The 14,270-nt window shown below is 61.0% G+C and carries 12 protein-coding genes; 6 read left to right on the top strand and 6 right to left on the bottom strand.

Annotation, left to right across the window (positions count from 1 at the left end; translation table 11 throughout):
- Positions 1 to 153 precede the first annotated feature (153 nt).
- On the top strand, positions 154 to 3,927 hold the full coding sequence (gene metH / locus LPU83_RS52125; protein WP_024313674.1) for a methionine synthase: 3,774 nt from the start codon (positions 154 to 156) through the stop codon (positions 3,925 to 3,927).
- An 89-nt stretch (positions 3,928 to 4,016) separates the two neighbouring features.
- Here the strand turns inward: metH and LPU83_RS52120 are convergent, their stop codons facing one another.
- Genes LPU83_RS52120 through LPU83_RS52105 form a run of 4 tightly spaced genes read right to left on the bottom strand, consistent with a single transcriptional unit; the run spans position 4,017 to position 7,019 of the window.
- The gene (locus LPU83_RS52120) at positions 4,017 to 4,892 is read right to left on the bottom strand and encodes a PP2C family serine/threonine-protein phosphatase (RefSeq protein WP_024313673.1); all 876 of its coding nucleotides are present in this window, start codon (positions 4,890 to 4,892) and stop codon (positions 4,017 to 4,019) included.
- A 49-nt stretch (positions 4,893 to 4,941) separates the two neighbouring features.
- Positions 4,942 to 5,706, bottom strand: coding sequence for a GntR family transcriptional regulator (locus LPU83_RS52115; RefSeq protein WP_007802416.1), 765 nt, complete (start codon positions 5,704 to 5,706; stop codon positions 4,942 to 4,944).
- On the bottom strand, positions 5,696 to 6,586 hold the full coding sequence (locus LPU83_RS52110) for a glucosamine kinase nucleotide-binding domain-containing protein (protein ID WP_024313672.1): 891 nt from the start codon (positions 6,584 to 6,586) through the stop codon (positions 5,696 to 5,698). Before LPU83_RS52110 ends, LPU83_RS52115 begins: the two co-directional genes overlap by 11 nt.
- A gap of 58 nt (positions 6,587 to 6,644) precedes the next feature.
- On the bottom strand, positions 6,645 to 7,019 hold the full coding sequence (locus LPU83_RS52105; protein WP_141652540.1) for a hypothetical protein: 375 nt from the start codon (positions 7,017 to 7,019) through the stop codon (positions 6,645 to 6,647).
- Positions 7,020 to 7,105: 86 nt separating this feature from the next.
- Here LPU83_RS52105 and LPU83_RS52100 point away from each other — a divergent pair, with 86 nt between their 5' ends.
- From LPU83_RS52100 to LPU83_RS52080, 5 genes are all read left to right on the top strand, one after another.
- Positions 7,106 to 8,365, top strand: coding sequence for an ABC transporter substrate-binding protein (locus LPU83_RS52100; RefSeq protein WP_024313671.1), 1,260 nt, complete (start codon positions 7,106 to 7,108; stop codon positions 8,363 to 8,365).
- 185 nt (positions 8,366 to 8,550) lie between these two features.
- On the top strand, positions 8,551 to 9,498 hold the full coding sequence (locus tag LPU83_RS52095) for a carbohydrate ABC transporter permease (protein ID WP_024313670.1): 948 nt from the start codon (positions 8,551 to 8,553) through the stop codon (positions 9,496 to 9,498).
- Positions 9,499 to 9,508: 10 nt separating this feature from the next.
- Positions 9,509 to 10,351: a carbohydrate ABC transporter permease gene (locus tag LPU83_RS52090; RefSeq protein WP_024313669.1), complete on the top strand. Its 843-nt coding sequence runs from the start codon at positions 9,509 to 9,511 to the stop codon at positions 10,349 to 10,351.
- Entirely contained in the window at positions 10,348 to 11,430 is a 1,083-nt protein-coding gene (locus LPU83_RS52085) for a Gfo/Idh/MocA family protein (RefSeq protein WP_024313668.1), read from the top strand. The genes LPU83_RS52090 and LPU83_RS52085 overlap by 4 nt, the downstream gene beginning before the upstream one ends.
- A gap of 12 nt (positions 11,431 to 11,442) precedes the next feature.
- On the top strand, positions 11,443 to 12,444 hold the full coding sequence (locus tag LPU83_RS52080; RefSeq protein WP_024313667.1) for an ABC transporter ATP-binding protein: 1,002 nt from the start codon (positions 11,443 to 11,445) through the stop codon (positions 12,442 to 12,444).
- Between the two features lie 56 nt (positions 12,445 to 12,500).
- On the opposite strand, the gene LPU83_RS52075 is transcribed toward LPU83_RS52080, so the two are convergent.
- Together LPU83_RS52075 and LPU83_RS52070 are read right to left on the bottom strand one after the other, a co-directional pair.
- The gene (locus LPU83_RS52075; protein WP_024313666.1) at positions 12,501 to 12,806 is read right to left on the bottom strand and encodes an NIPSNAP family protein; all 306 of its coding nucleotides are present in this window, start codon (positions 12,804 to 12,806) and stop codon (positions 12,501 to 12,503) included.
- Between the two features lie 65 nt (positions 12,807 to 12,871).
- Positions 12,872 to 14,206, bottom strand: a complete 1,335-nt coding sequence (locus LPU83_RS52070; protein ID WP_024313665.1) for an MFS transporter — start codon at positions 14,204 to 14,206, stop codon at positions 12,872 to 12,874.
- Positions 14,207 to 14,270 lie beyond the last annotated feature (64 nt).

Raw genomic sequence — 14,270 nt, 5'->3', positions numbered from 1 at the left:
GCACAAAGTCCTTGCAACTGCCTATATAGGGGCCGCCCGAGTCTGTCATCTGTCAAGCGCCGCAAAGGCGCCACATGAAGGGCATATATTGACATAAAGATATCTTTATGTGATTTGGTCAGCTGGCCAGTAACGACGTCAAGGAGTCCGCCCGTGTTTGATACTCTCTTTGGTCCCGAAGGGGCAAAGCGCGACGGCAGTGAAGTGTTTGCGGCGCTTAAGAAAGCCGCCAGCGAGCGCATCCTCGTTCTTGACGGCGCCATGGGTACGCAGATCCAAGGGCTGGGCTATGATGAAGACCATTTCCGCGGCGACCGCTTCATTGGCTGTGCCTGCCATCAGAAGGGCAACAACGACCTTTTGATCCTGACGCAGCCGGATGCGATCGAAGAGATCCATTATAAGTACGCCAAGGCTGGCGCCGATATCCTCGAGACCAACACGTTCTCCTCGACGCGCATCGCCCAGGCCGACTACGCGATGGAAAGCGAAGTCTATGCACTCAACAAGGAGGGTGCCGAGATCGTGCGCCGTGCGGCCATCCGTGCCGAGCGCGAAGATGGTCGCCGCCGTTTCGTGGCCGGTGCCATCGGCCCGACGAACCGTACGGCTTCGATCTCGCCCGATGTCAACAATCCGGGCTTCCGTGCCGTCAGCTTCGACGATCTGCGCATCGCTTATCGCGAACAGATCGACGGCCTGATCGACGGTGGCGCCGACATCATCCTGATCGAGACGATCTTCGACACGCTGAACGCCAAGGCTGCGATCTTTGCCTGTGAAGAGCGCTTCGAGGCGAAGGGCATCCGCCTCCCGGTCATGATCTCGGGCACGATAACCGACCTTTCTGGCCGCACGCTATCCGGCCAGACGCCGTCCGCCTTCTGGAACTCGGTGCGTCACGCCAATCCGTTCACGATCGGCCTCAACTGCGCGCTCGGCGCCAACGCCATGCGTCCGCACCTGCAGGAGCTCTCGGGCGCTGCGGATACCTTCATCTGCGCCTATCCGAATGCCGGCCTGCCGAACGAGTTCGGCCAATATGACGAGACGCCGGAACTGATGGCGGCGCAGATCGAGAGCTTTGCGCGCGAAGGCCTCGTCAACATCGTTGGCGGCTGCTGTGGTTCGACGCCGGAACATATCCAGGCGATTGCCGACGTCGTTGCCAAGTACAAGCCGCGTGAAATCCCCGAGCATCGCCCGTTCATGTCGCTGTCGGGCCTCGAGCCCTTCGAGCTGACCAAGGACATTCCCTTCGTCAACGTTGGCGAGCGCACCAACGTCACGGGTTCTGCGAAGTTCCGCAAGCTGATCACCAATGCCGACTACACCGCAGCGCTCGATGTCGCGCGCGACCAGGTCGAAAACGGCGCGCAGATCATCGACATCAACATGGACGAGGGCCTGATCGATTCTGAAAAGGCGATGATCGAGTTCCTGAACTTGATCGCCGCCGAGCCCGATATCGCCCGCGTGCCTGTGATGATCGACTCGTCGAAGTTCTCGATCATCGAATCCGGCCTGAAGCGCGTTCAGGGCAAACCGATCGTCAACTCGATCTCGCTCAAGGAAGGCGAGGAGAACTTCCTTGCTCAGGCAAAGTTGCTGCATGCTTATGGCGCCGCCGTCGTGGTCATGGCCTTCGATGAGACGGGGCAGGCGGACAGCTACGAGCGCAAGGTCGAGATCTGCACGCGAGCCTACAAGATCCTCACCGGAAAGGCCGGCTTCCCGCCCGAGGACATCGTCTTCGACCCGAACGTCTTTGCGGTCGCGACCGGCATCGAAGAACACAACAACTACGGCGTCGACTTCATCGAGGCGACGCGGACGATCCGCCAGCGCATGCCGCTCGTGCATATTTCGGGCGGCGTCTCGAACCTGTCCTTCTCGTTCCGCGGCAACGAGCCGGTGCGCGAGGCGATGCATGCCGTGTTCCTCTACCACGCCATCCAGGCGGGGATGGACATGGGTATCGTCAACGCCGGGCAGTTGGCGGTCTACGACAACATCGATCCGCAGTTGCGCGAAGCCTGCGAAGATGTGGTGCTGAACCGCCGTTCGGATGCGACCGAGCGTCTGCTTGAGGTCGCAGAGCGTTTCCGCGGCGCGGGCACCAGGGAAGCGAAGGTGCAGGATCTTACCTGGCGCGAATGGCCGGTCGCCAAGCGCCTTGAGCATGCGCTGGTCAACGGCATCACCGAATATATCGAGGCCGACACCGAGGAAGCCCGTCAGCAGGCCGCGCGGCCGCTGCATGTCATCGAAGGCCCGCTGATGGCCGGCATGAACGTGGTCGGCGATCTCTTCGGCTCCGGCAAGATGTTCCTGCCGCAGGTCGTCAAGTCTGCCCGCGTGATGAAGCAGGCGGTTGCCGTGCTCCTTCCCTACATGGAAGAAGAGAAGCGGCTCAACGGCGGCGACGAGCGTAAGGCTGCCGGCAAGATTCTCATGGCCACCGTGAAGGGCGACGTCCACGATATCGGCAAGAACATCGTCGGTGTCGTTCTCGCCTGCAACAATTACGAGATCATCGATCTCGGCGTCATGGTGCCGGCAACGAAGATCCTCGAGACGGCCGTTGCCGAGCAGGTTGATGTCATCGGTCTCTCCGGCCTGATCACGCCGTCGCTCGACGAGATGGTGCATGTCGCCGCTGAAATGGAACGCCAGGGACTGGATCTGCCGCTGCTGATCGGCGGTGCGACGACGAGCCGTGTCCACACGGCAGTCAAGATCCATCCTGGCTACAGCAAGGGCCAGACGATCTACGTGACGGATGCCAGCCGTGCGGTCGGCGTCGTTTCATCGCTGCTGTCGCCCGAGAGCCGCGACGGCTATGTGGCCGATATCCGCGCCGAGTATGCCAAAGTGGCGGCTGCGCATGCCCGCAGCGAGGCAGAAAAGGTCCGCCTGCCGCTGGTGCGTGCCCGCGAAAACGCGCACGAGGTCGATTGGACCGCCTACAAGCCGACCAGGCCGAGCTTCCTTGGCACCAAGGTCTTCGACGGGTACGATCTTGCCGAGATCGCCAAGTATATCGACTGGACGCCGTTCTTCCAGACTTGGGAACTGCGCGGCCGTTTCCCGGCGATTCTCGAGGACGAGAAGCAGGGCGAGGCGGCTCGCCAGCTGTGGGCTGATGCGCAGGCGATGCTCAAGAAGATCATCGACGAGAAGTGGTTCCATCCGCGTGCCGTCATCGGCTTCTGGCCGGCGAACGCGGTCGGCGACGATATCCGCCTGTTCAAGGACGACGGTCGCAAGGAAGAGCTTGCCACCTTCTTCACGCTACGCCAGCAGCTTTCGAAGCGCGATGGCCGGCCAAATGTCGCGCTGTCGGACTTCGTTGCTCCGGTCGAAAGCGGCGTTCAGGATTATGTCGGCGGTTTCGTCGTCACGGCTGGTATCGAGGAAGTCGCAATTGCGCAACGCTTCGAGCGCGCCAATGACGACTATTCGTCAATTCTCGTGAAGGCGCTGGCCGACCGCTTCGCGGAAGCCTTTGCCGAACGCATGCACGAGCAGGTTCGCCGTGAGTACTGGGGCTATGCGCAGGATGAGCATCTCTCCAACGCGCAGCTCATCACCGAGGAATATGCCGGTATCCGCCCGGCTCCGGGCTATCCGGCGCAGCCCGACCACACCGAGAAAAAGACACTGTTCGGCTTGCTCGATGCCGAGAATGCAGCCGGCGTGACGCTCACCGAGAGCTATGCGATGTGGCCAGGTTCATCCGTCTCCGGCATCTATATCGGCCATCCCGCGTCGTACTACTTCGGCGTCGCCAAGGTGGAGCGGGACCAGGTCGAGGATTATGCCGTTCGCAAGGGCATGGATGTTGCTGACGTCGAGCGCTGGCTTGGACCGGTTCTCAACTACGTGCCGCGCAAGCGCGATGAGGAGATTGATGACGCGGCCTGATCGGCTGCGTCTTCAGTATTTGATTCAAAGAGCAGATAGATCGAATCAGGTTTCGGCGGCAACGCACTGAATCTGAATAGAAAATCGCCTCAGGTAGCGGGCGTCAACTCGACGAGCAGCGCCGTGGTGTCGTCGCTCTGCTTGAAACGCGGATAGCGGAGCCCTTCCGGATCGATCTCGCGTTCGAAGCGTCTGAGTTCGTCCAGCATTGGCCGCAGACCCCTCTGTCGTGCGGTACGTACAAGGCTTGCCGAATCGTAGGCTGCGTAAAGCACCGCCAGATCCGAAAATCCGTCGCTGCAGACGATGGCGTGTGCCTGGCCTTTGATATCAAGCGGTTCGGAAACCAGATGGTCGGCCGCCTCCGGCACAAGGCCAAGGGTCCACACGCCGCTTTCCGGCGTATTCTGGCGCTCGCGGTGCTGACGCAGCAAGGCGAGCGTTTCCAAATTGCCGAGTGCGCCACCTTCCTTCGTAATGCCGCCCGTGCGGGCAATGTGTTTTCGCGCCTGGCTCTGCTCATACTCATAGGCACCGGGGATCGCCATGTGCATCGCGGCTGAGCCGTCTTCTTGCAGCAGAAAGAGGCAGGAGTCGCCGAGGCCGACGAAGTGGAATCCACCGCGTGTTTGACGCAGCATGGCAAAGGCGGTCAGCGGCCAGGCGTAGCGCGGAACATTCTCGTTGCGGCGTAGAAATTCCGTGCGGGCTGCCAGTGACAGGCTGCGCGCAACCTCCGAGACGCCGGTGTCGCGGGTGATTTGATCTTGAAAGCCGCGGGCGAAATGCCGGGCGATCCAGGCGGCGTCGCTGCCTGCCTCATCCATATACTGGCGATCACCGAGGCCCGTTGCGCCGTCGATGACGAAGGCGCAGGCCTGGTTATGGCCGAAGCTGTCGTCGTTCGGCTTTGCGGGATTTCCGGGATCGGAGATGATGTCGAGGATCTTGATGCGAGATGTCATGGGTGCATTCAATAGACGCGCATTGCCGTCCATTCAATGCGTCCAGGCATTACGGCGCGCCGATCGTCAGTTCGGCGACAAAATCATAGGCGTCGCCTCGGTAGAGCGAGCGGGTGAACTCGACCGCACGTCCGGAGCCAAGATAGGAGATACGCTCGATCGACAGCCCGGCAGCGCCGACGGGAACGCCGAGCAGGTGGGCGTCGGCCTCCTTCATGTTGGTCGCCGAAATCCTCTGCACGGCGCGTACCGGGCGTACCTGGCGGCGCTCGAGCTCGGCATAGAGCGACGTCGTCACGACGAAAGGATCCGGAAGGAATTCGCCGGAGACGCTGGCGTTTTCGATTGCCAGTGGCTGGTCGTCGGCGATGCGCAGACGGCTGAGGCGCGAGACCCTGACGTCGGTAGCGAGGCCGAGGATCATCATTTCATCGGGTGAGGGGGTGTGGATGCCCTTGTGCAGCCATTCGGAGCGCGAGGTCATGCCGCGTCGGGCCATGTCCTCGGTGAAGGAGGTCAGCTGCGAGAGGCGCTGCTCGACCTTCGATACCGGTTTCGTCACGAAGGTCCCGGAGCCGTGGCGGCGGACAAGCAGGCCGTCTGCAACGAGCTCATCGATCGCCTTGCGCACCGTGACGCGGCTTACCGTCGCAAATTCGGCGATGTCGCGCTCGGGCGGCAAGGCGTCGCCATGGCTGAGCGTACCGGTGCGGATCGCATCTTCCAGCGTGCGCCGCAGTTTGACGTAGAGCGGGCCGGTGCCGCCAGCTTGGAGGCGCTCGGGGGAAAGGAGGCTTGCAAAATCATCCGTCATGCCGCGCCTCTTCCTTCTTCCCGCAGAATTTCACCGCGAGCTCGATGGCACCTTGCAGAACGTCCCCCTTCGGCTCGCGCAGCAGGGCGGTGTGACGCTCTGCAAGCCACGGACGATAAGCCTTCGCCAGGCCGCCGAGCAGGCAGATGGCCTGGCATTCCGGCCAGAGCAGCGCATCCAGGCTCTCGCCGATCGAGGCTGCCGCGTTCTGTACGATCGCCGTCGCAACCGGATCGCCTCTAGCGGCAGCCCCAAAGACGACGGGTGCATAGCGCGCGAAGTCATTGGGACGGGACACATGGGCAAACTCGACGACGCGCTCCGGATCGTCGCCATACTCGGCCATCACCGTCTTTGTGACTGGCGAGGAGGGGCGTACACCGTCATGGGCAAGCAGAGACTGCTCCAGCAGATCGCGACCGAGGCGGGCGCCGCTTGCCTGGTCACCGACAACGAACCCCCAGCCGCCGATGCCGTAAAGCTTTCCTTTGCGGCGCGCATTGTAGACGGAGCCCGTTCCGAACGCGCCGATCACGCCGTCGCAATCGCCCAACGCTCCTTGGAGCGCGGTCGTCGCGTCAGTGACAACGCGACGTCTGGCAAAGGGCAGGGCGCGCTCGATGCGCTCCGCATAGTCGCCCACATTCGCGCCGGCGACGCCGACGACCGCCGCGACGCTGGAAACGGCTTCAGGTGAAAGGCCAGCGTCACTCAATGCATTTCTGGCCGACGCAACGATGTTGAGCAACGAGTTGTCGAGGTCGGACAGGATGTTCGACGGGCCGGCAGTGCCATGGCCCAGGATGCGCCCCGTCGTATCCGTGACTGCGGCGCGGCAGCTAGAACCGCCGCCATCAATGCCGATCGCAAGTTCTGTCATTGAACCACCAAAATCCGCTTGCCCCCCTTGTTTTCACTACAATACCAAAAAATACCATTTACCAAGTGCAAAGCGCTGCAAAAATCGTCTTTTTATCTATTTGATTTTCCATCATAAAATTTTCGAAGCGACTTTTCTGTCGCTCAGATGTTAAAATTGGCTGGACAATTGGTATTTTTTTGGACTTAATTCCATCAAAGGGAACAGCGCATCGGGCAGCAACAAACCGGCAGGACAGAGATAAGCCGGGCCACTCGATGAAATGTGGATTGGCCGTGGCGGCTTTGTCGCTCTTCAGCCGTTTCTCGCCATCGGGTTTCCCTTCACGGCTGTGCCGGATCGGTTTCTTGTTCGGGCACGCCGTCTGGTCGACGGGTGTCGTACCTGTCGAACCGATTTGAGCTTTCGGGCCGGCAGTTGCTGACGGCCCCAAGGGGCGTTGGGTGCCATCTCATGCACGCAACCGCTCGTTTCAGGTCAAGAACGGCGCCCCATCGGCGCTCAAAACAGGAGAGGGAAATGAAGAACACTGCACTGAAAGGCTTCCTGCTGGCCTCCAGCCTGCTGACATCCGTAGGCTTTGCTCATGCCGCCGACGTCACGCTGACGATTGAAAGTTGGCGGAACGACGACCTGCAGATCTGGCAGGAGAAGATCATCCCGGCCTTCGAAGCCAAGAACCCGGGCATCAAGCTCGTTTTCTCGCCGACGGCGCCGACCGAATACAACGCCTCGCTGAACGCCAAACTCGATGCCGGCTCCGCCGGCGACATCATCACCTGCCGGCCGTTCGACCCCTCGCTCGGACTCTTCGACAAGAAGCAGCTCACCGATCTGACGAGCCTGCCGGGCATGGAGAACTTCTCGCCCGTCGCCAAGGCCGCCTGGACAACTGATGACGGCAAGACCACCTTCTGCGTGCCGATGGCCTCGGTCATCCATGGCTTCATCTACAACAAGGATGCCTTCGACAAGCTCGGCATCGCTGTTCCAAAGACGCAGGACGAGTTCTATGCAGCGCTGGACAAGATCAAGGCCGACGGTACGTACATTCCGCTCGCCATGGGCACGAAGGACCTCTGGGAAGCGGCAACCATGGGCTACCAGAATATCGGCCCGAACTACTGGAAGGGCGAGGACGGCCGCCTTGCGCTGATTTCCGGCAAGCAGAAGCTGACGGACGCCGACTGGGTCAAGCCGTACGAAGAGCTTGCCAAGTGGAAGCCATACCTCGGCGACGGCTTCGAAGCTCAGACCTACTCGGACAGCCAGAACCTCTTCACGCTCGGCCGTGCCGCCATCTACCCGGCCGGTTCCTGGGAAATCTCGCTGTTCAACAGCCAGGCTCAGTTCAAGATGGGCGCCTTCCCGCCGCCGGTTCCCAAGGCTGGTGACACCGGCTACATCTCCGACCATCCGGATATCGGCGTCGGCCTGAACGCCAAGAGCACGCATCCCGAAGAAGCCAAGAAGTTCCTGAGCTGGGTTGCCTCAAGCGAATTCGCCGACATCTACGCGAACTCGCTGCCGGGCTTCTTCAGCCTGAACTCCAACCCGGTGAAGATGACCGATCCGCTCGCTCAGGAATTCGTTTCCTGGCGTGGCCCGTACAAGTCGACCATCCGCTCTACCTACCAGGTCCTGTCGCGCGGCACGCCGAACCTCGAAAACGAGACCTGGGTCGAATCGGCTAACGTCGTCAACGGTACCGACACGCCGCAGGTTGCTGCCGAGAAGCTCCAGAAGGGCCTCGACGGCTGGTACAAGCCCGCCAAGTGATGAAAGGTGAGGGACGGCGTGACGTCGTCCCTCATTCGGCCTTAAGCCATTTCGTGTCCGCTTTTCCTCTCCCCGCCGCCTTCGAAACCCGAAGAGACGGGGAGACGATTGGTGGGAAGGGCGTTCTGCCCGCTGTGTCAGACGCGCTGCACCACCGGTGCAGCCAAGAAGAACAGGCAAAAGCCATGAGCGAAGCCGAATCCGCTATCGATGTCGTTCCCATCAGGCGCCCCGTGCGTTGGCACATCGGCGTCTTTCTTTTCCCGGCATTTGTCGTCTACTCGGCGATCATGGTCCTGCCGCTGATCGAAACGCTCAGGCTTTCGTTCTACAACACCGTCGATGGCGCGCCTGCCTTCGTCGGGCTCGCGAACTACAAGGTGTTGTTGGGCGATGCGCGCTGGGCGCACGATTTCTGGAACGCGCTGGTCAACAACTTCATTTTCTTCGTCATTCATATGTGCGTGCAAAACCCGATCGGTGTCGCGTTGGCGGCGCTGCTTTCGACGCCACGACTTCGCTTCGTGGCGTTCTACCGCACGGCCATGTTCCTGCCGACGCTACTTTCCTTCGTGATCGTCGGTTTCATCTGGAAGCTCATCCTGTCGCCGATCTGGGGCGTTGCTCCGTGGCTGATGAGCCTCGTCGGCATGAAGTCGTTCTTTGCCCCATGGCTCGGGCAGTCCGGGCCGGCGCTCGTCGCCGTGTCGCTGATCTCCAACTGGCAATATATCGGCATTCCGATGATGCTGATCTATGCTGCGCTACTCAGCATCCCGGAGGAGGTGATCGAGGCCGCCGAGTGCGACGGCATCACCGGCTGGGCGCAATTCTGGAAGATCAAGCTGCCCTTGATCCTTCCCGCGATCGGTATCATTTCGATCCTGACTTTTGTGGGCAATTTCAATGCGTTCGACCTGATTTATACAGTGCAGGGTGCGCTTGCCGGGCCTGACATGTCGACGGACATTCTGGGTACGCTGCTCTACCGCACTTTCTTCGGGTTCCAGCTGCAGCTCGGCGACCGCTCGATGGGCGCCACGATCGCGACGGTCATGTTCCTGATCATACTCGCCGGCGTGTCGTTCTATCTTTTTGCCATCCAGCGGCGCATGCGCCGGTACCAGTTCTGAGGAGTGTGTCATGTCCAACAGAGCACGCACATCCCCCATCCGCACCGGCCTCGTTCACCTGGCACTGATCGGCTATACGTTGGTTGCCATTTTCCCGGTGTTTTTGACGATCATCAACTCGTTCAAGGACCGCAACGCGATCTTCCGTTCGCCAATGCAGGTCCCGACACCCTCGACCTTCAGCCTTGTCGGCTATCAGACCGTGCTGGGGCAGGGGGACTTCGCCGCCTATTTCCAGAACAGCTTCATCGTCACGGTCGTTTCGATCTTCTTCGTGCTGTTGTTCGGCGCGATGGCCGCCTTTGCGCTCTCGGAGTACAAGTTCAAGGGCAACACGCTGACCGGTCTCTACATGGCGATCGGCATCATGATCCCGATTCGCCTCGGCACGGTCGCCATCCTGCAGGGGATGGTGGCAGCGGGCCTCGTCAACACGCTGACAGCGCTGATCCTCGTCTATACGGCTCAGGGCATTCCGCTTGCGATCTTCATCCTGTCGGAGTTCATGCGCACGGTTTCCGATGACCTGAAGAACGCCGGTCGCATCGACGGGCTCTCGGAGTATTCGATCTTCTTCCGGCTGGTGCTGCCGTTGGTGCGCCCGGCCATGGCGACGGTTGCCGTCTTCACGATGATCCCGATATGGAACGATCTCTGGTTCCCGCTGATCCTGGCGCCATCCGAAGCAACGAAGACCGTTACTCTCGGCTCGCAGATCTTCATCGGGCAGTTCGTGACCAATTGGAACGCCGTGCTTGCCGCGTTGTCGCTGGCGATCCTGCCGATCCTCGTCCTCTATGTCATCTTCTCGCGGCAGTTGATCCGCGGCATTACCTCGGGAGCGGTCAAGTGAGTGCGTCCGACAAGCCAATCCGCGTTCTGGTCGCCGGCCTCGGCAACATGGGACGTAGCCATGCGCTGGCCTATCACAACAATCCCGGCTTCGAGATTGTCGGGTTGGTCAATCGCTCGACGCCTGATCTGCCGGAGGAACTGCGGGGCTACAAGATCCATTCGGATTTCGAGGCGGCGCTTATTAAGCTGAAGCCCGATCTCTGCGCCGTCTGCACCTATTCGGACACTCACGCCGACTATGCCGTCGCGGCTTTCGAAGCCGGTTGCGACGTCTTCGTCGAGAAACCGCTGGCGACAACGGTTGCCGATGCGGAGCGCGTCGTGGCGGCGGCAAAGAAGGCCGGGCGGAAGCTGGTGATCGGCTATATCCTTCGCCACCATCCGTCCTGGATGCGGCTGATCGAGGAGGCGCGCAAGCTCGGCGGGCCGTATGTCTTCCGCATGAATCTCAATCAGCAGTCCAGCGGTCCGACCTGGGAGACCCATAAGTCACTGATGCAGACGACGTCGCCGATCGTCGATTGCGGCGTGCATTATGTGGACGTCATGTGCCAGATCACCGACGCCAGGCCGCTGGAAGTGCGCGGCATGGGACTGCGCCTTTCGGACGAAATCGCGCCCGATATGTGCAATTACGGCCAGCTTCAGGTGCTTTTCGAGGATGGTTCCGTCGGCTGGTACGAGGCTGGCTGGGGCCCCATGATCTCGGAAACGGCGTTCTTCGTGAAGGACATCATCTCGCCGAAGGGGTCCGTCTCGATCGTCATGGACCCGAACGCCAAGTCTGACGACATCGACGCTCACACCAAGACCTCGGTCATTCGTCTGCACACGGCAGACACGGGACCCGACGGCAAGTTCACCAGGCCGGACCAGGACATGACGATGGCGGGAGAACCTGGCCATCAGGAACTCTGCGACCGCGAGCAGGCCTTCATGCTGAAGGCTATTCGCGAGGACATCGACCTTAACCGTCACATGGCAGACGCCGTCGCGTCGTTGCGCATCTGCCTCGCCGCCGACGAAAGCGTGCGTACCGGCCAAGCCGTCAAGCTCCAAGAGCCGGTCAAACTGTAAGGAATACGACTAGTGGGATCGCTTCAACTCAAATCCATCCGCAAGACCTACGGCATCCACGAGGTGCTGAAGGGTATAGACCTGGAGGTCAAGGACGGCGAGTTCGTCATTTTCGTCGGGCCTTCGGGCTGCGGGAAATCGACGCTTCTGCGCAGCATTGCGGGGTTGGAGGATGTCACCTCGGGCGCCGTTCTCATCAACGGCAAGGATGAGACGCTGACGCCTCCCGCCAAGCGCGGCATCGCGATGGTGTTCCAGTCCTACGCGCTCTATCCGCACCTGACGGTCAAGGACAACATGGGCCTCGGCCTCAAGCAGGCCGGCACGCAAAAGGACGAGATCGACAAGCGGGTGAGCAAGGCATCCTCGATGCTGTCGCTGGAACCCTACCTCGCGCGGCGCCCGGCAGAGCTTTCCGGTGGTCAGCGCCAGCGCGTCGCTATTGGCCGTGCGATCGTGCGCGAGCCGGCGCTCTTTCTCTTCGACGAGCCACTGTCAAACCTCGATGCTGCGCTTCGTGTTCAGACTCGTCTCGAGATCGCGCGCCTTCACCGCAGCCTCAAGGCAACGATGATCTACGTCACCCACGACCAGGTCGAGGCGATGACGCTTGCCGACAAGATCGTGGTGTTGAATGCCGGTGCGATCGAGCAAGTCGGCTCACCGATGGAGCTCTACAACCGCCCCGCAAACGTCTTCGTCGCGGGCTTCATCGGTTCGCCGATGATGAACTTCATTCCGGGCGACAAGGTCGCCGATGCCGGCGCAAAGACCGTCGGCGTCCGCCCGGAGCATCTGGCCCTTTCGCGCGAGCAGGGCACTTGGCGGGCGAAAGTCGTCCACGTCGAGCATCTTGGGGCGGATACCATCATCTATCTGGAATCCGAGCAGTGTGGCCTTATCACTGCGCGCCTTTTCGGCGAGCACAAGTACGAGCCGGATGACATCGTCTATGCGACGCCGGATACGGGCCACATGCATCGCTTCGATGCAGATGACCAGGCAATCCGCTAGACGCCCGCCACAAAACATAAGCCCCGCCATTGAGCGGGGCTTTCCATTTCTACCGATCAGCCAAGCACGGGCCGCATGAAACTGCGCTCGTAGCTGATGATGCTGCGGTTACGCTTATCAAGGTCGAACGCGGCCTGGCATTCCGGATCACTTGCCATGCGGGTACGGTAGTCCTCGTAAGCCGCAAGGCTCGGGAAGGAAAACAGCGCGATGGCAATGTTGTTGGCGCCCTCGGATGGTAGGAAATAGCCGTGATGTGTGCCGCCCATCCGATTGACGATCGGGATCCAGAGGCGAGCATACTGCTCGAATTCGACCATCTTGTGTGGGTCGATTGTATAACGCAAATAGCAAGTAATCATTGAGAATCTCGTCTTAGGGAAAACGCCGCGAGGGTTAGCCGCGCGGACGAAGGCTTGTATTTAAGCTAGGCGGCAAGGCGATCCGTTGGCTCTTCGATACCGACTTCGGATTCGATGCTGTCGCCTTTGGCAATCAGATAGAGGCCGAGGACGAATGCCAACACTGCGATGAAGAGAAGGTAGTAGGCATGCGCCATCGGGTTCAGCGGCAGCAGCGATGCCACCGCCAGAGGCGTCAGGCCGCCGAAGATGGCGTAGGAGACGTTGTAGGAGAAGGAGAGGCCGCTGAAGCGGACACGAGCCGGGAAGGCGCGGACCATAACGTAAGGCACGGCGCCCACCATGCCGACCGAGAGTCCCATAATCGCGTAGAGTACGAAGAGGACGGTCAGTGAAACGGCCGCGTAGGTATAGAAGGCGAAGGTCGCTGCGCCGAAGAAGATGCTCGACACAACGAAGAAGCGGCCTGAGCCAACCCGGTCGACGATCGCGCCGGCGGCGGCGGTGCCGACGATCAGGAAGAGGGTGCCGAAGCTGGTGGCTGCAAGCGATTGCTGCGCAGTGTAGCCGTAAAGTTTCTGCAGCAAGGTCGCCGTCATGAGTGTTGTCACGACGATGCCGGCCGACAGGATCCAGGCCAGCAGCATCGAGATGATCACGCCGCGCGGATAGTCGCGCAGCACCGCCTTCAACGGCAACTCGGGAGCGAGCGAGCGGGCCTGTTTCATCTCCGAGAAGACAGGAGTTTCCTGCAGCCAGCGGCGCAGATAGACGGCAACGAGGCCGAAGATGCCGCCGAGGAAGAATGGGATGCGCCAGGCATAGGCTTCGACGTCCGCCGGCGTGAAGACGGAGTTGATGATCGTTGCGATGAATGATCCGAGCAGGATGCCGAGCGTCAGGCCGGAGCAGAGGAAGCCGCAGGCAAAGCCGACGCGACGGAAGGGGACGTGCTCCGCCACGAAGGTCCAGGCGCCAGGCACTTCGCCGCCGATTGCCGCACCCTGCAGGATGCGCATGAGCACCAGCAGAACCGGAGCGGCAACCCCGATCGTGGCATAGGTCGGCATCGCCGCCATGCCGAGCGTCGAAAGCGCCATCAGCAGGATCGAGAAGGCGAAGACACGCTTGCGGCCGAAAAGATCGCCGAAATGCGCCAGGATGATGCCGCCGAGTGGGCGCACGAGGTAGCCGGCGGCAAAGATCCCGAAGGTCTGGATCGTCACGAGCCATTCCGGCATGTCGGCCGGAAAGAACAGCTTGCCGATGACCGCCGCAAAGAAGACGAAGATGATGAAGTCGTAGAACTCAAGCGCACCTCCGAGGGCCGAGAGGCCAAGTGTGCGGAAGTCCTGCGAAGTGAGGCGGCGGGGCGCTGTGGCGGTCGTGGTAGGGGACATGATGCTGATCTTGCCTAACAAAAACGTTTCAGCCGTCGTTGCGCATCAAGGTCGCCATTTCAAG

This window comes from Rhizobium favelukesii (assembly GCF_000577275.2).
Taxonomy (GTDB): domain Bacteria; phylum Pseudomonadota; class Alphaproteobacteria; order Rhizobiales; family Rhizobiaceae; genus Rhizobium; species Rhizobium favelukesii.
The sequence above is the reverse complement of the archived record's forward strand: the minus strand, read 5'-3'. Positions and strand labels throughout refer to the sequence as shown.